The 19,855-nt window shown below is 67.3% G+C and carries 6 protein-coding genes and 1 tRNA gene; 5 read left to right on the top strand and 2 right to left on the bottom strand.

The window, feature by feature from the left end:
• Positions 1-23 precede the first annotated feature (23 nt).
• Positions 24-932: a DNA-binding transcriptional regulator OxyR gene (gene oxyR, locus HUW53_RS06825; RefSeq protein ID WP_237345002.1), complete on the top strand. Its 909-nt coding sequence runs from the start codon at positions 24-26 to the stop codon at positions 930-932.
• 398 nt (positions 933-1,330) lie between these two features.
• Positions 1,331-3,379 carry a c-type cytochrome gene (locus HUW53_RS06820; RefSeq protein WP_394085366.1) on the top strand — a complete coding sequence of 683 codons (2,049 nt, stop codon included), beginning with the start codon at positions 1,331-1,333 and terminating at the stop codon, positions 3,377-3,379.
• 494 nt (positions 3,380-3,873) lie between these two features.
• On the opposite strand, the gene HUW53_RS06815 is transcribed toward HUW53_RS06820, so the two are convergent.
• Positions 3,874-5,055 carry an MFS transporter gene (locus HUW53_RS06815; protein ID WP_237345001.1) on the bottom strand — a complete coding sequence of 394 codons (1,182 nt, stop codon included), beginning with the start codon at positions 5,053-5,055 and terminating at the stop codon, positions 3,874-3,876.
• 543 nt (positions 5,056-5,598) lie between these two features.
• Between HUW53_RS06815 and HUW53_RS06810 the strand changes: the two genes are divergently transcribed.
• Positions 5,599-7,170, top strand: a complete 1,572-nt coding sequence (locus HUW53_RS06810; RefSeq protein ID WP_237345000.1) for a methyl-accepting chemotaxis protein — start codon at positions 5,599-5,601, stop codon at positions 7,168-7,170.
• A gap of 119 nt (positions 7,171-7,289) precedes the next feature.
• Here the strand turns inward: HUW53_RS06810 and HUW53_RS06805 are convergent, their stop codons facing one another.
• A complete protein-coding gene (locus HUW53_RS06805) occupies positions 7,290-8,468 on the bottom strand; it encodes a M20 aminoacylase family protein (RefSeq protein WP_237344999.1) in 1,179 nt (392 codons plus the stop codon).
• A gap of 158 nt (positions 8,469-8,626) precedes the next feature.
• Between HUW53_RS06805 and HUW53_RS06800 the strand changes: the two genes are divergently transcribed.
• Both HUW53_RS06800 and HUW53_RS06795 read left to right on the top strand, forming a co-directional pair.
• Positions 8,627-8,702: transfer RNA gene (locus HUW53_RS06800), tRNA-Lys, on the top strand.
• Positions 8,703-10,074: 1,372 nt separating this feature from the next.
• Positions 10,075-19,839 (top strand): autotransporter outer membrane beta-barrel domain-containing protein, encoded by a 9,765-nt coding sequence (locus tag HUW53_RS06795; RefSeq protein WP_237344998.1) that lies wholly within the window; start codon positions 10,075-10,077, stop codon positions 19,837-19,839.
• Positions 19,840-19,855: the final 16 nt, after the last annotated feature.

Below are 19,855 nucleotides of genomic sequence, written 5' to 3'. Positions count from 1 at the left end.
TGGGCGGCGCACATCGAGACGAGATGACCCTGCGCGAGCTGCAATATCTCATCGCCTTGGCGGACCATCGGAATTTCCGCCGTGCCGCGGAAGTGTGCCTGGTGAGCCAGCCCACGCTGTCCATGCAGATCCGCAAGCTGGAAGAGGAATTGGGCGTGCCCCTGGTGGAGCGCACGCCGCGCCGGGTAATGCTGACCGCCGCCGGCCGCGACGCCGTGGAACGGGCCCGGCGGATTCTCAATGAAGTGGACCAGATGAAGGAAGGCGCCCGCCGCAGCCGCTCCGCCGAAGGCGGCACGCTGAAGCTGGGCGTGTTCCCCACCCTCGGACCCTATCTGCTGCCCCATGTGGTGCCCCTGATCCGGGCGCGCTTTCCACAGTTGGAGCTGATGCTATTCGAGGAGAAGAGCGCGGATCTCCTGGCGCGGCTCAATGCGGGGACGCTCGACGCCGCATTCCTGGCGCTGCCGGTCCACGATCATCACCTGCACAGCGAGTTTCTGTTCGAGGAACCGTTCCTGCTGGCGGTTCCCGCCGATCATCCCCTGGCCAAGCGCCGTTCCCTCCATCTGGACGAGCTCGGCCAACACAATCTGATGCTGCTGGAAGATGGCCATTGCCTGCGCGACCAGGCGCTGGAAGTGTGCCAGCTCTCGGGCGCACGGGAAAAGAGCGAGTTCCGCGCCACCAGCCTTGAAACCCTGCGGCAGATGGTGGTGGCGGGGGCCGGTATCACGCTTTTGCCCATGCTGGCCATTCAGAGCCAGTCGCGGCCGTCGGATAACATCCATTTTCTCGACTTCATCGATTCCCATCCCAGCCGTCAGATCGGCCTGTTGTGGCGAAAGACATCGGCCATGGCGCCGCTGCTGAAGCAGGTGGCGGATCTCTGCCGCAAACTGCCGGAAAACCTGCTGAAGCGCGCCAACTGACGTCCTTTCAGGCGACGAAGGGCGACGCCTGAACAGAGGGCGCGCCCGTCCGCGTGGTCCGCCATAGTGCACTGCACACGCAATCGTGACCGCCAGCGCCATCACGGCGCCGGCATGTGCAAAGGACCGTCCACACACAAGCGGGCGGTCTCCGACCACCACTCAGGACGGGTGCTCGCCACATTTCACAGTTGCGGCACGTCAATGCGACGATACAGTCCCCGGTCGATGAAGGTGGCAGGTACGCCGCGGTGGCAGGCCTCGATGCGTTGCAAACTGCCTGTGGGCCGGGATGCCCGACGGGACGGCCATGGACGCATCGAAGCACGCTTCCGCCCGCACCCGGAGGCGAGACGATGGACAGCGACGTTTCAGGCAGACGCAGATCGAAATGGAAGGTGGCGGGGGCGCTTGTGGCTGCGGCGGCCATCGCCGGCGCGGGCTTTTTCTGGTGGGTGGTCACCCCGCCGCGCATCCCTGATGCCGGCCGCGCGCTGCCCAAGACCACGGACACGGAACTGATCGCGCGCGGCAAATACATGGCCGAATTGGGCGATTGCGTCGCCTGCCACACCGCTCCCGGTGGCCGTCCGATGGCCGGCGGCCTGCCGCTGGAAACCCCCTTCGGCGTGCTCTACTCCACCAACATCACGCCGGATCCGAAGACCGGCATCGGCCAGTACAGCTTCGGCGCGTTCGACCGCACCATGCGCAAGGGGGTGACGGCGGACGGGGCGCATCTGTACCCGGCCATGCCCTATCCATCCTACGCGAAGATCACGCCAGACGACATGTACGCGCTCTATGCGTACCTCATGCAGGGCGTGGAGCCGGTGGCGCAGCCCAACAAGGCGCCCGGCATCGGCTTCCCCTTCAATCAGCGCTGGGGCCTTGCCTTCTGGAACCTGGCATTCCTGGACAGCCGCCCCTTCGTGGCCGACCCAACCAAGGACGCAGTGTGGAATCGCGGCGCCTATCTGGTCGAGGGCCTCGGCCATTGCGGCGCGTGCCACACCCCGCGCGGCATCGGCTTCCAGGAAGTCGCCATGTCCAACCGCGGGCCGAACGGCGACAAGTTCGTCTCCGGCGCCAAGGTGGAGGAATGGAACGCCATCAACCTGCGCGATCTATGGACTGTTCCCGACACGGTCGAACTGCTGAAAAGCGGCCAGAACCGCTTCGCGACCGTGTCCGGCTCCATGACGGAGGTGATCCACAACTCCACGCAGCACTTCAGCGCCGATGACCTGACCGCCATCGCCACCTATCTGAAGTCGCTGCCTACGGACCATCCGCACGAGGTGACGCCGCTGCCGAACAACGATGCGGTGCCCGAGGCCATGTTCACGACGCGGGGCGGGCTCGGCTACGCGCAGTTCTGCACCGACTGCCACCGCCTGAACGGTGCCGGCGTGCCCAAGGTCTTCCCGCCCCTGGCCGGCAACCCAACCGTCACGGCCAATGATGCCGCGACGCTGATGCACATCACCCTCACCGGCTGGAAGACGGCGGAAACCAACGCCTATCCCCGTGTCTTCACCATGCCGAGCTTCGCCCGGCTGGATGACCAGGAAGTGGCGGACATCCTCACCTTCATCCGCACCAATTGGGGCAACACCGCCTCGCCGGTGAGCGCGGACCAGGTGAAGAAGGCCCGTGCGCTGCTCGATCCCAAGATCGACATGTCCAAGTTCGAGACGCCGCGCCTTGCCAACCTGCTGAACGAAGCCAACGCAAAGCAGCTCGTATGGGGCATGCGCCTCAACACCGAGACCCACACCCTGTTGCCGAAGAATGTGGGCGACGTGCTGAACTGCACCAGCTGCCATCTCAACGGCGGCACCGTCGCGGACGGCTCCCCTTATGTGGGCGTCTCGGCCATGTTCCCGAGCTATGCGCCGCGTGCCGGCCGGGAGATCACCCTGGAAGACCGCATCAACGGCTGCTTCCTGCGCTCCATGAACGGCAAGCCGCTTGCGAAGGACGGCGACGACATGAAGGCCATGGTCGCCTATTTCAACTGGATGAAGGGCGCCACCAAGCCCGAGGACAAGGTGGAGGGCCGCGGCGTAGGCAAGATCGACAAGGCGATCAAGCCCAACGTCGACAACGGAAAGCAGGTCTACACGACCCAATGCGCCGTCTGCCACGGCGCCGATGGCGAGGGCCTTCAGGACGCGAATGGCGCCTTCATCTATCCGCCGCTGTGGGGCGACAAGTCCTTCAACATCGGCGCCGGCATGGCCCGCACCTACACCGCGGCCGCCTTTGTGAAGCGCAACATGCCCATCGGCTTCCACGAGAAGTTCCCGCTCGGCCAAGGTGGCCTTTCTGATCAGGACGCCGTGGACGTGGCGGAATACTTCACCCACATGCCGCGCCCGGACTTCCCCGGCAAGGTCAACGACTGGCCGAAGGGCGGCCGGCCCTCCGACGCCCGCTACTGACCCCCTCCGTCCGCGCCTCCTGGAGGCGCGGACGGGCCAGTGACGCAGCTTGCAAACCAATCGCCCGGGTCCCACGGCCCGGGCGATTTCATGTCGAGGCCAACGCGCCCCCGCAGCGTCGCTTCCCACCCCAAAGCGGGAGGATCCCCCGCCCGATGGTGGCCGTGGGCGGAACGAACGCCCTCTTGAGGGCAACCACTGGACATCACGTTACGGCAACACTCCCCCAACCCGCCCATCGGGCCCGACCGCAACGCGCGCGGGCCTTTGGGATGGGTGCGCCCGTGAAGGGAGAGTCCGGGACCGGTTTGTCGGCGATGCGTGTGGCATGGGCCGCCACGACATGAGAGCGTGACCAGCCGGCGGACATCCGCCAGCGATGCACCCCCGGCCTCCCCGATGCCCCCGCCTCCCCCTGGCGCGCGGGGCGGAACAACACACCGATAGCTCGGCACCCTCGGCCGTCGCCGGGCTGGACGTGGCTTGGTCGCGGTTCAGGTCCTGCGTCGGGCAAGTTGCGCCTTCAGTTGCAGGACCGTGGCGATGGCGCCGAAGCCGATGCCCAGCGCACAGACAGCCGTCCACCCCGCGCTCGCCCACGCCAGCAGAGCGAGCGCCGACCCCAAGGCACCGCCGGTGAACATGATGCCCATGAATACGGTGTTGATTCGCGCACGCGCCTGCGGGCGCAGCGCGTAGATGATGTGCTGCTGGGACACGAGCGCGCTCTGAATCCCGAAATCAAGCAGGACGCAGCCAACCACGAGGCCGCCGATCGCCCCCCAGATCCCGAACAGCAGCCAGGACGCCAGCGTCACCGTGACCCCCAGCATCACCGCGCGTGCCGGTCCATGGCGATCCGCGAAATGGCCCGCCAATGGTGCCGCGAGGATGCCGACGGCACCGACGAGGCCGAACAGGCCCGCGATGTCGGCTCCAAGATCAAATCCGGGCGAAGCCAGCCGGAACGGAAGGATGGTCCAGAACACGGTGAAGGCTCCGAACAAGGCAGCCTGGGTAACCGCGGCCAGCCGCAGGGCCGGAAACTCGCGCCAGAGCTCGAAAACAGAGCGCAGCAGCCCGCCATAGCCGAGCGTGGCGTCGGGCCGGCTCCGGGGCAGCATCATCGCCATGAGCACCGCCGCGCCCAAGGACAGGGGCACCGCAAGCCAGAACATCTCGCGCCACCCCCCATGGGTGGCCACGAAGCCCGCCAGCGTCCGACTGAGCAGGATGCCGCTCAACAGCCCGGCCATCACCATGCCAACGGTGGCGCCGCGCCGCTCGGGCGCCGCCAGATGCGCCGCCAGCGGCACGACCTGTTGGGCAACGGTGGCGGCGAGCCCGACCGCAAACGACGCCAGCGCGAGCACCAGCGCATTGGGCGCCACCGCCGCGACCACCAGCGCCGCCGCCAGCACGACAAATTGCAGCACGATCAGGCGGCGCCGTTCCACCAGATCCCCGAGCGGCACCAGCATGAACAGGCCCACCGCATAGCCAAGCTGCGTCGCGGTCGGAATCGTGCCGATGAGGCGGCCGGGCAGGTCCTGCCCGATCACCGCCAGCATCGGCTGATTGTAGTAGATGTTCGCGACAGCCACGCCCGCAGCGGCAGCCATGGCCAGGGTCGCGCCGGGTCCCGCACCGGCCGCCTGCGTCTCACGCGCGGTCATATTTCTCTCCTGTCGGCAAGCATCGGGACCGCGCGGCGTCGGCGGCTCAGACAGCCCGCATGTCCCCGCGCCGAAAAGCACACCCTCCGCAATACAGGCAAGGCCCCGCTCTCCACGGGCACAACCGCTCCCCCAACCCGCCCGCGCTGCTGCCGCAACTCCCCCACCAGGGGCAATTTTGTAATTATACCATAAGTAGGACCTTGACCCGGCCATCCGCAATATAGCAGACGACCTGCCACGCCGCGGCTGCACTCATCCCCACAGTTTGTCAATATATCCTCAATTCCATATTGACCTGAACCTATTTTTTCTCTGTGTCGGATTGACATCTATATTTTTGAAATTGCCGATATCGGCGTTTTTCCATCTATACATTTTGGCGCACCCTCATCATAGATAAGACCTATCAGGCGATTAAGATCGGGATGGTCTGCGGTGGGATCAATTTCATTGAAAATTCGGCTGTTCTTGCTGGTCGGAACCTTCATGGCGGGGCTTATCGCAATCACTGGTATATTTCTTGCTGATTTGCGCGCCAGCATGGTCAACGAACGCAAGAGTGAGGTGTATCACATCGTCGAAGCGGCGGTGTCACAGCTCAAGGGCCTCGAGCAAGCGGTCCGCGACGGCACCATCACGGCGGCGGACGCGCGCAAGCGCGCGGCGGACCTGATCCACGCGACCCGTTTTGACGGCACCAACTACCTCTTCGTCTATGCCGAAGGCGTCATCGCGCTTCATGGCACCCGTCGGGACCTCGAGGGCAGCGATGCCCTGGAGCGGAAAGATGCCTATGGCACCTTCTACGCCCGCCAGATGATCGAGAACGGCAATTCCGGCGGCGGCTATACGACATATTATTTCCCCAAGGCGGGCACGGACCCCACACCGCGCCAGAAAATCGCTTATGCCATGGCCTTCTCACCCTGGGACTGGGTCGTATCCGCCGGCGTTTACGTGGATGACATCGACGCAACCTTTTACGCGCAATTGCGCGTGTTGGCCGGGGTCATCGTCGTCATTCTTCTGATCCTCGGTGTCGCGTCCTATCTGTTCGCGCGCTCCATGTTCCGCCCTTTGGACGCCTTGTCCACCGAGCTTCGGACCATCGGCGACGGCAATCTCGACATCGAGATCGCCACCGCGAGACGCCGCGACGAGATCGGCGCCATCGGCAAGAGCGTGGTCTACATGCGCGACCGGATGCGCGAGGGCGAACAGCTGAAGGCCTCCCAAAGCGCCCGCGAGCGGGCCGAGCATGAGGCATTGGCCCGCCGCGAGGCCCTCGCAAAGGAATTTGTGGAACACATGCAGCGCCTCGCCACCGGATTCGCCGGTTCCTCCCGCGAGGTGGCTGACGCCGCCAAGAGCCTCTCGGCCACCGCTGAGGAAACCACGCGCCAGGCCCAGGCGGTGTCCGGCGCCGCCGAGGAAGCCTCTTCGAACGTCGAGACGGTGGCGGCATCCTCGGAAGAAATGGCGGCCTCCATCCGCGAGATCAACGGACAGGTGGCAAGCTCCGTGCAGATCACGGAGACCGCCTACACCGAGGCGGAAAGCTCCAACGTCCGCATCTCCGAACTCGCGAAGGCCGCCTCCGACATCGGGGACGTGATCGATCTCATCAAGAGCATCGCCGAGCAGACGAACCTTCTGGCCCTCAACGCCACCATCGAAGCCGCGCGCGCCGGCGAGGCCGGAAAGGGCTTCGCAGTCGTCGCCGCGGAAGTGAAGCAGCTCGCCCACCAGACCGCCAAGGCCACCGAGGATATTCGTTCCAAAGTGGAGGAGATTCAGCAAGCCACGCAGAGCTCGGTCGAATCCATGGGGGGCATCGCCCGCACCATCGCCACGGTCAAGCAGATCGCCGAGGCGATCTCGGGCTCCGTGGAACAGCAAAGCGCGGCAACCGGCGAGATCGCGCACAATTGCCAGCGCGCGGCCACCGGCACCCACCAGGTGATGCACAATATCGGCGGCGTCGGCCAGGCGGCGAGCATGACAGGCGCCGCATCCACGCAATTGATGACGCTCTCCAGCGGCCTTTCCGAGCAGGCGCACGAACTGCGCGCGGCGGTGGACAGCTTCGTCACCAGCTTTGCCGCAGCCTGAGGAGCGGCGGCGGCACGCCACGCGCGCCGACGCCCAAGGGCTGGCCCCTTCAGACGCCGAGAGCGGGAACCGCGACCCGGTCTCGGCGACATGGGGTCCCCCGGTGCGGGGCTGCCCCCTCAGCGATCTTGCGCGGTACAGGGCAAGGCCCGTTCCACCAGCCGCACCCAAAACGAAGCGCCATAAGCGATGGCCGCATCGGCAAAGTCATAGGCCGGGTGATGCAGGCCGGCGGAGGGCCCGTTGCCGAGGAAGAGATAGGCGCCCGGCTTCCGCTCCAGCATGAACGCGAAATCCTCCGCCGCGAGCATGGGCTCGGCGTTCGCATCGACCGCATGGTCGCCGCAGACCTCGCGCGCCACCTCGGCCGCGAATGCCGCCTGGGCGGGATGATTCCGCGTCACCGGATATCCCTCCATGAAGCGCACCTGCGCCTGCGCGCCATAGGCCGCCGCGATCCCCTCGGCAATGGCGCGGACCCGCGCCTTCACCTGAACGCGCACATCCCCGTCGAGGGTGCGCGCGGTGCCGATCAGGCGCGCGATGGGCGGCAGCACATTGTCCACCTCGCCGGCCTGGAACACGCTGATGGACACCACGGCGGACTTCTGGGGGTCCACATTGCGCGCGGCCACCTGCTGCAGGGCGGTGACGATGGCGGCGCCGGTCAGCACCACATCGACCCCCTCATTGGGGCGCGCGGCGTGCGCACCGCAGCCCAGGATATCGATCTCGATCCGATCGGCCGAGGCCATGATCCCGCCGTCCCGCACGCCCACATGGCCCACCGGCAGGCCGGGCAGATTGTGCAGGCTGTAAACCTCGTCCACCGGAAAGCGCTGGAACAGGCCATCGTCGATCATGGCCTTGGCGCCGGCACCGGCCTCCTCGGCGGGCTGGAAGATCAGCACTGCGGTCCCGGTGAAGCCGCGCGTCTCCGCAAGATGGCGTGCGGCGCCCAGCAGCATGGCGGTGTGACCGTCGTGTCCGCAGGCGTGCATGCGGCCGGGGGTCAGCGAGGCGTGCTCCGCCCCGGTCTCCTCCGTGACCGGCAAGGCATCCATGTCGGCCCTGAGGCCGATCATGCGCGCCCCCTCGCCCTGGCCGCGGATCACCGCCACCACGCCGGTGCCGCCGATGCCGGTCACGACCTCGTCGCACCCGAAGGCGCGCAATTGCTCGGCCACGAAACGGCTGGTTTCCGGCAGGTCGTATTCGAGCTCCGGATGGCGATGCAGGTGCCGACGCCATTGGACGATGTCTTCCACGCGTGCGGCGATGCGGTTGTTGAGCGGCATACCGATCCCAGGCCCGAGGGGTGTTTGGCCATGGTGCGCACCATGGCGCGCGGGGTCAACGGACCTGAGGATGTTCACAGGGCCTTTCGCCGGATCAGCCAACCCCGGCGCGGCGGCCTTGACCCCGAGCCGCTGCCGGCCTAACCACTGCCAACAGTGAGCCCGTAGCTCAGCCGGTAGAGCACGTGACTTTTAATCATGGGGTCTCGGGTTCGAATCCCGACGGGCTCACCACATGAATCGATTATCTAACGATTGAAGAATTAAGGATATCCGTTCGCGAAGGCCCGGCCCTGGCAGACGCTGAAGGATATCGGCCGCACGCTAAAGCGTTTTCCGCTCGCACTGGCTGGCCGCGACCGCTCTAAATATTTGCATCTCGCATTTTTATGCGAACCAGAATCTATCTCTCTTGAAAAGACTCTAAGCCGAGACCTCCCACCGCCATCGCGGAGCTTCGTTTCGGTTAAGGGCAGATATCGCCGGCATATCCCCCCCGCTCCGCCCGCCACGCGCGTCAACCCAGCGGCATCGCCCGTGACGGAACACAGCGGCATCGTCCGTGACGGAACACAGCGAAACGCAGAGAGAATCCTCGCCATCGGCGATCACCGACGTTGAACCGGATCTGCGCATGTTTGGCGGCGGCACAAGGGCTCCTTCAGGCCGACAGTTCGACACTCCACCTTGTGTGTTCCGCCGGTGTCCCCGCAACGAACGCTCGGATGCTCCGTTCGGCGCGCGGACACGGCTGATCGCAGCCGGATGGTAGGGCTGGCCACAGGCCCCGATGGCCCCAGACAACCGGCGGCGTCCGCCGACCGGTTCGCCGGCCGCTTATTGCGCCCCACCACCACAGCGCCGATATCATCCGAAGTCTCCGACGGCATCGGAATGAAGGGCGGAACATGGGAGGGCCGCAACCCAACCAGCCGCTTACAGTGCGACACATTGCGCACGAATAATCACAATTTCATAAGCCGACAAACTTAAATCTTTTTGAGAAGAAATTTGAATGCAAAATATATTTAGTCAACTTATTATATTGATGTGTGCACTGCGGTCAAAAATATACATTGTCCCGAGAATTGGCTTCCCGCTTTAAAACTCACTTGAGCGGACAGCGTCGATCTGGCTAGCGCCAAGTCAGCAACTCCGGGCAAGGGCGGCTATTGCGATGATTTATGACAACCTGCGTCAGGGGCGGGCCATTCTGGCGTCCGCCCGAGCAACACTCTTGGCCTCGGTGGCTGTGGGTGCCTTGAGTGTCCATGCTTCCGCGCAGACGCCTTCCGTCGCAACGCCTTACGCTAGCATTGCCTTAATCGGATCGAACGGCAAAGATGGCAAAGACGCGAGCATGAGCGATGCTTGCTTGGATAAGCCGGGGGGCGGAGACACCGGAGGAACAGGGGACGTCGTAAATGCCAGTATAGGATACACTGGGGCTGCTGGCTCGACCTATGACGGAACCTTCGTTTCTGCCAGCTCTGTCGGCGGAAAGGGCGGCAATGGCGGCTCGGGAGCCGACTGCGGCTATGGTGGCTACCCCGGCGGCTCAGGAGGCACCGGCGGAGATGTCAACCTAATCACGCAGCTTTATGGCGTGTCTTTCAGTGCGGTCCCCTCAGGGACTTATTATTTCACCTATTCCGGCATCGTCGCCTATTCCCAGGGGGGGAAGGGCGGGAATGGCGGCGACACCGGTTCCACCAGTTATAGTGGCGGCGGTGGCGGAAAGGGGGGGGACGGCGGCGACGTCCTTCTCCAGAATGCCCTGCCGATCGCGACCACCGGCTCCAGCGCCTATGGCATCTGGCTGCAAAGCATTGGCGGCCAGGGCGGCGATGGCGGCGATGAGGACAGCTCGCTGAGTTCCGGCGATGGCGGCGAGGCGGGCGCCGGCGGAACGGGTGGTAACGTCCAGCTCCTGAATTACGCCTCCGTGTCGTCGGCGACGGCCACGGCCGTCTTCGTGCAAAGTATCGGCGGCGTTGGCGGCGATGGCGGCTCGGCGTCGGGTTGGTTCGGCGGGGTGAGCGGCGGCGGCGGATATGGCGGAGACAGCTCCGGCGTCAGCGTCAGCACCCTGGGTCCGAACAGCACGGCGCATACGGCGACGATCACCACATGGGCGGCCGGCTCCCATGGCATCTTCGCCCAGTCCGTGGGCGGCGGCGGCGGCGATGCGGGCGTGGCCGCCGGGCTCGTCGCGCTCGGCGGCTCGGGCGGGCCGGCGGGCAATGCCGGGCAGGTGTTGGTCATCAATTATGATGACATCACGGTCACCGGGGCCTCCTCCGCCGCCATCGTAGCCCAGTCCGTGGGCGGCGCCGGCGGCGCCGGGGGCATGGCCTTCAGCGGCGCGCCTGGATTGGCCGTGGCCATCGGCGGCTCGGGCGGAGGAGGCGGCACCAGCGGCCAAGTGTTGGTGGTGAATGAAGGTAACATCTGTACGGGAACCTGCAACGGCATCGTCGCATCGTCCACGACGGCCGGCGGGTCCTACGGCATCCTCGCCCAGTCGCTCGGTGGTGGCGGCGGCAACGGTGGCTTTGGCCTCTCCGGTTCGGCCTCGGCGGTGGCCGGGGCCTCGGTGGCGCTGGGCGGCTCGGGCGGCGGCGGCGGCAGCGCCGAGGCGGTCGTGGTGGACAATGTGGGGTCCATCTCCACGGCGGAAATCAACTCGGCCGGCATCCTCGCCCAATCCATCGGCGGCGGCGGCGGCAATGCCGGCGGCGCGGTGGCCTTCAGCATGACGGTGGCCGGCGCCGCGACGTCCATCAGCCATGGTGGTTCCGGTGGTTCGGGCGGCTCCGGCGGTGCGGTGGCGACGAACTGCGACACCTATACCGGGCACACCTCCGCCAACAATGCGTGCGCCTCGCTGACCTTTGCTGACCCCACCATTGGCGGTCCCTTTCCATCCTCGACGATCGCGACCCTCGGCTCCAGCTCGCCGGGCATTCTCGCCCAATCCATTGGCGGGGGCGGCGGCAATGGCGGCTACGCGGTGAGCCTGTCCGCCTCGGCCTTCGGTGAGTTCAGCGTGTCGCTTGGCGGCTCCGACGGCGGATCGGGCGGCACCGGCGGGTCGGCCGGCTCGATTTATGCCGCCACGAACGGCGTGCAAATTCTCACCTATGGCGATGATTCCGCCGGCATCATGGGCCAGTCCATCGGCGGGGGTGGTGGCGCGGCGGGCGCCGCGATCACCGGCAGCCTGTCCAGCGGCGGCACGGTGGCGCTGGCCCTGGGCGGGTCGGGCGGCACCGGAGGGAACGGTGGATCCGTGGTCGCCGACAATCCCGGCGGCGTCATCACCACCTATGGTGAGCGCTCGCACGGCCTCGTCGCGCAATCCGTCGGCGGTGGTGGCGGCGCGGGCGGCGAAGCGATCGCGGTGACGGCGGGCGGGGAAGACTATTCGGTGGGCCTTGCCATCGGCGGCTCGGGCGGGTCGGGCGGCACCGGCGGCACCGTCCTTGTCTATAACGAGGACAGCTCGGTCAATTCAGCCTACGGCTCGGCGAATATCACCACTTATGGCTATGGCGCCAGTGCCCTGATCGCCCAGTCCATTGGCGGCGGTGGCGGCGTGGGTGGGGTTTCGGTGGACGCTGATGTGTCCCTCACGTCCGGCGCAGCCGTGTCCATCGGCGGCACGGGCGGCAGCGGCGGCGCGGCGGGGACCGTCAACGTCTATAATTACGGCCAGCTCGCGGCCTATGGCGGCGGGGCGCCGGTGGTGCTCGCCCAATCCATCGGCGGCGGCGGCGGCGCCGGCGGCTTCGCCATCGCCGGCAACATCTCGGATTCCAACGGCGCGAGCCTCGCCATTGGCGGCGGCGGCGGCGCCGGCTCGCTCGGCAACGAGGTCGGGGTTCTCAGCTACGGCAATATCATCTCGGAGGCGGGCACGGCGGGGAATGCGCCGGGCGTCGTGGTGCAGGCGCTGGGCGGCTCGGGGGGCAATGGCGGCTTCGCGGTCAGCGGCTCCATGGCCAGCGGCAGCCTTTCGCTCGCTCTTGGCGGCAGCGGCGGCACGGGCGGCACCAGCGGGGTCGCTTATGCTTACACGTACGGATCGGTCACCACGTCAGGCGCCCTCTCGGCCGGCGTGATCGACCAGAGCATCGGCGGGGCGGGCGGAAACGGCGGGCTTGCCGTTGCCGGCGGCCTGTCCGGTGGGACCGCGGCCTCGATCAGCATCGGTGGCGGCGGCGGGGCCGGCGGCATCTCCTACGGCGTCGGGGTCATCGCAGCCTCGATCAGCACGGCCGGCAGTCAATCCCCCGGCGTGCTCGCCCAGTCCATTGGTGGAGCGGGGGGCAATGGCGGCTGGGACGTGGCGGCACAGGTGGGTGATGACGCGGCGGTCACGCTCAGTGTCGGTGGCACGGGCGGTGCGGGCGGCAAGGTCGCGGGGACAACCACCGTCACCGTCACGGGTGCGGTCACCACCGATGGCCTGCTGTCGCCCGGTGTGGTCGCGCAGTCCATTGGCGGCAATGGCGGCAATGGCGGCTTCAGCGCGGGTGCGACGCTGGCCATGCAGTCGGCGGCCAGCTTTGCCATCGGCGCCGGCGGTGGAACCGGCGGAGCCTCCGATGACGTCACCGTTACTCTCAGCGGCGTGATCACCACCGCTCAGGATCAGTCCATCGGCGTCCTGGCTCAATCCATTGGCGGGTCGGGCGGGTCGGGCGGTTATGCGCTCGCTGGTGCCTATGGTGTCGGCAACGGCGGCGAGATGAGCATCGGCGATGCCTCTGCCTTCGGCGGCACGGGCGGCTCCGGGCAAAATGCCGGGGATGTCAGCGTCTCCACCAACAGCAACATCTATACGCAGGGGCTGCTCTCCGCCGGCATCGTGGCCCAGTCCATCGGCGGAGCGGGTGGCAACGGGGGCGAGAGCCGTGCCGAAAGCCTCTCCAGCGTGGGCGTTGAGGGCACCTCCTATACCCCGAGCGCGTCGGGTTACTCCATGTCGCTCACGCTGGGCGGCGACGGAGCGTCGGGTGGAAATGCGGGCGACGTGACCGTCACCGTGGCCCCGGACTACAACGGGAATGGCTACATCCAGACGGGCACGGCACTGACCTCTGACACCACCACACTGACATCCTTCGCGCCCGGTATCCTTGCCCAGTCCATCGGCGGATCGGGCGGCAATGGCGGCTCCGCCGATTCCATGTCCACCGCAAACGAGGTGTCCCTGTCCCTGGCCATCGGCGGCACGGGCGGCGCGGGCGGCGATGGCGGCGCGGTCCTGGTGTCCTTCACCGTGGGGAGGTTGAGCGGCGGCATCGTGACCTATGGCGACCAGTCGCCGGCGATCATCGCCCAGTCCGTGGGCGGCGGCGGCGGCAATGGCGGGGCTTCGGAAGCCTACAGCCAATACAAGAAATACAGCTCCAATTACACCGCCGAGATCGCCATTGGCGGGGACGGCACCGGCGGCGGCAATGGCGGCACCGTGGAGGTGGATCAGGCCAATCCCATCGTCACCTATGGCGATTATTCGGCTGGCATCATCGCCCAGTCCATCGGTGGCGGCGGCGGCAATGGCGGGGCCAGCACGACCGACGCCAACAGCCTCCTGACCAGCGCCGCCGCGCAGGTCATCATCGCGGCGGCGGGTTCGGCAGGCAGCGAGGCCGTGGAAGACACCGATTATGCCTATTGGATCGCGTCCAGCTATTTCGGCGCGACGCCCACGCAAAGCACCAGCAAGTCCAAGAATGTCACGGCCGCCTCGCTTTCCGTCGGCGGCGCGGCGGGCGCCGGGGGCGATGGCAACGCGGTCACCGTCAGTGCCATGTCCATCCAGACGTCTGGAACTCTGTCCCCAGCGGTGTTCGCCCAATCGGTGGGCGGCGGCGGCGGTAATGGTGGCAATGGTGTCGCCAATTCCGCGGGCAAGACCTATGGGGCGTCGCTGACCATTGGCGGGTCCGGCGGCGACGGCGGCAATGGCGGCACGGTCTATGTGCAATCCGGTAGCAACATCCAGACGCTGGGCACCCAATCGGCCGGCATCATCGCCCAGTCGGTGGGCGGCGGCGGCGGCAATGGCGGCTCGGCCGTCAGTTCGGTGAAGGGCGGCAACTCCAACAGCACATCGTCGCGCCAGCGGGGCGTTGCGGCGATGGCGATCGGCGGCACGGGTGGCAGTGGCGGGGTCGGTGGCGCGGTCACCGTCGTGTCGGGTGCCGAAGGCTTAGGTTCCTACATCAACACCCTTGGCGCCTCGGCGCCTGGCATCTTCGCCCAGTCGGTGGGCGGCGGTGGCGGCAATGGCGGCTCCACCAGCGTGTCGACCATAACCCAAGTCAAGGTGACCCTGTCCACCACAGAGGCTAAAGCCTACACCGCGCTCGGGCTGAACTTCGCCGGCCAGCTCGAAGGCGCCGGGTCATCGTCGGGGGTGGCCTTCGACAACAAGCAGGGCAAGGGATCGCAGACCTATATCGACTCCACCGGCGATGCGGTCGGGCTCAGCATTGGCGGCTCCGGCGGCGGCGCCGGATATGGTGGGGCGGTGAGCATCACCAATTACGCGGTGATCGTGACGGGAACGCCGCTGACCAGCGATACTGAGGCGGCGGTGGAAGACCCCGACAATTCCCCGGCCATCGTTGCGCAGTCGGTGGGCGGTGGCGGCGGCAATGGCGGCTCTTCGCGATACCATTCCTCCGCCAACGAATTCAGCACCTCCATGTCGCTCGGCGGCGACGGCGGCAGCGCGGCGCCCGGTGGCACGGTGAGCGTGGACACCCAGGGCACCCTGGTGACCCTGGGCAACAATTCGGCGGCCATCCTGGCCCAGTCCGTTGGCGGCGGCGGCGGCAATGGCGGCAACGCCGCCTCCTCGCTGGGCGGGGTGACCACCGCGTCCCTCGCCCTGGGGCTCGGCGGCTCGGGCACGGGCGGCGGTGACGGCGGCACGGTGACGGTGAACGTGACGGCAGGGGTGGATGCCTTCGGCGTGACACCGGGCATCTGGACATCCGGCGCCCAGTCCTATGGCATCGTCGCGCAATCCGTAGGCGGAGGCGGCGGCTCTGCCGGCTCCTTCGTCACCTCGACGGCGAATACCTATCAATATGTCACCGGCACGGGCGGAGAAACCTATTCGGCCACCACGGGGTCCAGCGTCATCACCGATGCGGGCATTGGCGTCGCCATTGCTCAGGGCTCATCGGGCAATGGTGGCTCGGGCGGGCTCGTGACGGTCACTTCGGCGACGCCCATCACCACATTGGGGGCGCAAGCGGTGGGCATCGTCGCCCAGTCGCTGGGCGGTGGCGGCGGCATCAGCGGCTCCGGCACGACGAATACGGCCAATGCGACCTATCTGCTCAGCTTCACGCTGGGCACTTCATCCGCCACGGACAGCACGGGCAATGCCGTGACCGTCACCCAGAGCGGCGCCATTTCCACCTCGGGGGCGCTCGCGCACGGCATCCTCGCGCAATCCGTGGGCGGCGGCGGCGGCCTCGTCGGGGACGTCAGTTCGACCACGGCCACCAGCGGCGATGCGTCCATGGAGATGACCCTGGGCGCTTCGGGCGGGAGCGGATTGAACGCGGGCATCGTCTCCGCGACCGCGTCGGCGAACGTGATCACGACGGGGGCGGGGGCGGCCGGCATCCTCGCGCAATCCGTGGGCGGGGGCGGCGGTGTCGCCGGCGCGGCCTTTTCCAGCGGGTCCAACGGAGACGCGGCGACGACGCTGGCCCTGGGCGCCTCTGGCGGCGACGGTGATGGCGGCAATGTCTCCGCGAACATGCTCGAAAGTGTCTCCACGGCGGGCGCCAATGCGGCCGCCCTGGTCGCCCAGTCGGTGGGCGGGGGCGGCGGCATCGCCTCTGTCGCCACCACCACGAGCGCGGCCCTGGGCACGGTGACCGCCACCCTGACCCTCGGCGCCAGCGGCTCCGCGAGCGGGAACGGGGGCGGGGTCTTCGCGAATTTCAGCGACAGCCCGGACGGGGGGCCGAGCCTTGTCACCACGGGGGTGAATGCCTACGCCCTGGTCGCGCAGTCCATCGGCGGCGGCGGCGGCATCGCCGACGTGAGCAATGACGGCGCCACCGGCGCGGGCAGCGTCACCACCACGTTCGCGCTCGGCGGGGGCGTTGGTGCGGGTGGAAATGTCAGCGTGATGACCGATGACGCGGTGGTTGCCACGTCGGGAGCGGGCGCCATCGGGCTGCTGGTGCAGTCCGTCGGTGGCGGCGGCGGGACCGCCGGCAGCAGCGCGGCCATGGCCTCGGAGGCCAACGGGTCCGGCAGCGCCGCTTATCAAAGCACCCTTCTCCTGGGGGGCAGCAGCGGCGGAGCCGGCGGAGCGGTCAGTCTCGAAAATTGGGTAACCACCTCCACCACCGGCGATTTTGCCCCGGCGGTGCTGGTCCAGTCGATCGCCGGGGGCGGCGGGGTCGCTTCCGGAATCGCGGCGGTGACCGGTAGCCTTGCCAGCCGGAATGTGACCTTGTCCCTTGGCGGAACGGATGGCTTGTCTGCCGATGCCGGGCAGGTGAGCGTCGACACTTATCGGTCTGTTGCGACCACGGGCGAGGAATCGCACGGCATCGTCGCCCAGTCCGTCGCCGGCGGCGGCGGGTTCGCGGGCGTCCTGCTGATCGGCGACGGGACGACATCGGTCAACACACAGCACACGACCGTGCTGGGCGCCAGCGGCGGCACCAGCGGTGATGGCGGCGCGGTGACGCTGAACGTCAGCACCAACGTCAGCACCAGCGGCGGGCTTGCCATAGGCATCGTCGCCCAGTCCATCGGCGGCGGTGGCGGCATGGCAGGCCTGCCGACGGCGGATCAGGCGAGCCTGTCCTTTGCGGGCTCCGTGACTCTGGGCGGGTCGGCAGGCGGCAATGGTGCCAGCGTGTCCGTGTCCGCCATCGGCGGCTGGACCATCTCCACCACCGGTAACGCCGCCTATGGCATCGTCGCGCAGTCCATCGGCGGCGGCGGCGGCATCGCCACCATGAAGGCGGACTCGCTGATCCTGGGCGGCAGCTCCGGCGGGAACGGCGGAACGGTGAGCGTCACCACATCGAGCCAGATCATCACCACCGGGTCCTCGTCCATCGGCATCGTCGCGCAGTCCATCGGCGGCGGCGGCGGCCTCGGCCGTTCCAATTCCACCGTCAGCTTCGCGGGCACGTCCGGCGACGGCGGCAGCGTGAACGTGGACGTGGGCGCCGCCGTCACCACCAGCGGCACCAATGCGGTGGGCGTTCTGGCCCAGTCCATCGGCGGTGGCGGTGGCGTGGCGGTGACGAACGACACCGCCCTCACCTACACCGCCCCGTCCGGGGGGGCCGGTAACGGTGGCGCCGTTACCGTCAATGTGAGCGCGCCCATCACCACGTCGGGCACGGGAGCCAACGGCATCATCGCCCAGTCGGCGAGCTATGGTGGCGGGCTCGTCATGAATGGCACCACCATGGAGGAGGTAACCGGCGTAGTGGTGGTGAATATCGAGACGGGCGGCTCGGTGGTGACAACGGGCACGGGAGCTACAGCCATCTACGCCCAGGGCAGTGGCGACCCCGACATCACCGTCGCGGCAGGGGCGAACGTCATCGGTGGGGCCGGCGGCACCGCCATCACCAGCGACGGAACCGAGACTCACATCCACAGTGCCGGCACGCTCGCCACCGTCGAGGGCGGCGAAGGGTTGGTCATCAAGGCCAGCGGGGGCTTCGCGGAGGTGGTCAACGCCGGCACGATCATCGGCAATTTCTCGCTCGCACAGGGTGAGGCAAACCGCGTCGAGAACCAAGTGGGGGGTACGATCTGGGCCGGCTCCACGCTGGATCTCGGCGGCGTCAGCGGTACGCTCACCAACTCCGGCACCCTGCGTTCCGCCGCGCTGACCTTCGGCGGCACCTCGATCGCCGGCAATTTCATTCAGACGCAAAGTGGCGTGCTTTCGGTGCGCACCGATCTCCTCGCCGGCCGCACCGACCGGCTGGACATCACCGGCCACGCCGATCTTTCCGGAACGGTGCGCGGCAGCCTCTCCAACACCGGCCGTGTCGTGTCAGGCCATTTTGACCAGACCATCCTGACCGCGCTCGGTGGGGTGTCGGCCTCGAACCTTCGGACCGCCGGCGATACGGCCATTGTGGATTTCACGCTCTCGACCTCCACATCCGGCCTGACACTCGGCACCAGCGTGGATTTCACGCCCGCCGGCCTCTCCAACCAGGGGCAGGTGATCGGTGCGCTGGTGAGCACGATCCAGGCGCGCGGCTCATCGTCCGTGTTTCAGGAAATCGTGCCCCAACTGCTGAATGTGGGCACAACGGCGGATCTTGAATCGGCTTACGAGACGGTCGGCGGCGGCGCCGTTTCCATGGTGCCTCAGACCATGGTCAATGCAGCCTCGAACACGATCGCCTCAGTGACCAGCCAACTCGACCTTTGGCGCTCGGGGCTGCGCTCGGCTTCCAGTGCCGGCGGCGGCGCACCTGTTGCGTCGGGGCCGCAAGGCGACGACGACGCGGCGATCAGCGCGGCCCGTTATCTCTGGGCAGGCACCGCTGGCAGCCTCACCACCGGTGGCAACCTCTCGGGCTCCACCTTCGGTGGCAGCGTCGGGCTGGATGGAGAATGGGCTGATTTGCCCGTGCTGTTGGGAGCGGCCGTGACACTCTCCACCGCCAGCCTCTCGGTGGCAGGCGAGAACGCAAGCGTCACAACCAATTACGGCGGCGCCAGCCTCTATGGCATGTACACGTCGGGAGCGAGCTACGTCTCGGCCATCGCCACCCTCGGCTATGCCCACGCCGGCTTCGACCGCACACTGTTCCAATCGAGCTATTCGGCCGACACGGGCTTCGACGGCACCCTCTTTGGCGCGCGGATTGAGATGGGCTATCGGTTTGCCCTGGCCGCAGCGGGTCTCAACCTGACGCCGTTCGCCGCGTTCCAGCCGATGGGCCTGTGGCTCGGCGGGGCCGATGAGAGCTTTGGCCGGCTGGGCCCCGGCTTGCAATATGAAGCGACCACCATCACGTCGTTGCCCACCTACCTCGGCATGCAGATCGAGGGCAGGTGGACCGCGAGCGATGGGCAAGTCTACATTCCCTCTCTGCGCGCCGCGTGGATGCACGACTTCAGCCCGGACCGGGATGTGCCACGCAGCTTCGCCGAGCTGCCCGGGTTGACCTTTTCCGACACGGCGATACCAACCGTGAGCGACGCGCTGGATCTGCATGCGGGCCTTCAGTTTGCGGCGGGCGGGAACATCACCCTGTCCGCCGGGCTCGATGCACAGATCGCGTCCGGTTACTCCACCTTGGGCGCCAGTGGCGTTCTTCGGCTGCGGTGGTGATGCCCGCCTGGATCGG

This window comes from Xanthobacter agilis (assembly GCF_021730435.1).
GTDB lineage: Bacteria > Pseudomonadota > Alphaproteobacteria > Rhizobiales > Xanthobacteraceae > Xanthobacter > Xanthobacter agilis.
Note: the sequence above shows the minus strand (reverse complement) of the source record. Positions and strands in the feature narration are given on the sequence as shown.

What these genes read in the sequence shown, in the direction of transcription:
- HUW53_RS06805 (WP_237344999.1), bottom strand. Translation starts at nt 8,468, where the DNA reads ATGCCGCTCAACAACCGCATCGCCGCACGCGTGGAAGACATCGTCCAA.
- HUW53_RS06815 (WP_237345001.1), bottom strand. Translation starts at nt 5,055, where the DNA reads ATGACCGCGCGTGAGACGCAGGCGGCCGGTGCGGGACCCGGCGCGACC.
- oxyR (WP_237345002.1), top strand. Translation starts at nt 24, where the DNA reads ATGACCCTGCGCGAGCTGCAATATCTCATCGCCTTGGCGGACCATCGG.
- HUW53_RS06810 (WP_237345000.1), top strand. Translation starts at nt 5,599, where the DNA reads ATGGTCAACGAACGCAAGAGTGAGGTGTATCACATCGTCGAAGCGGCG.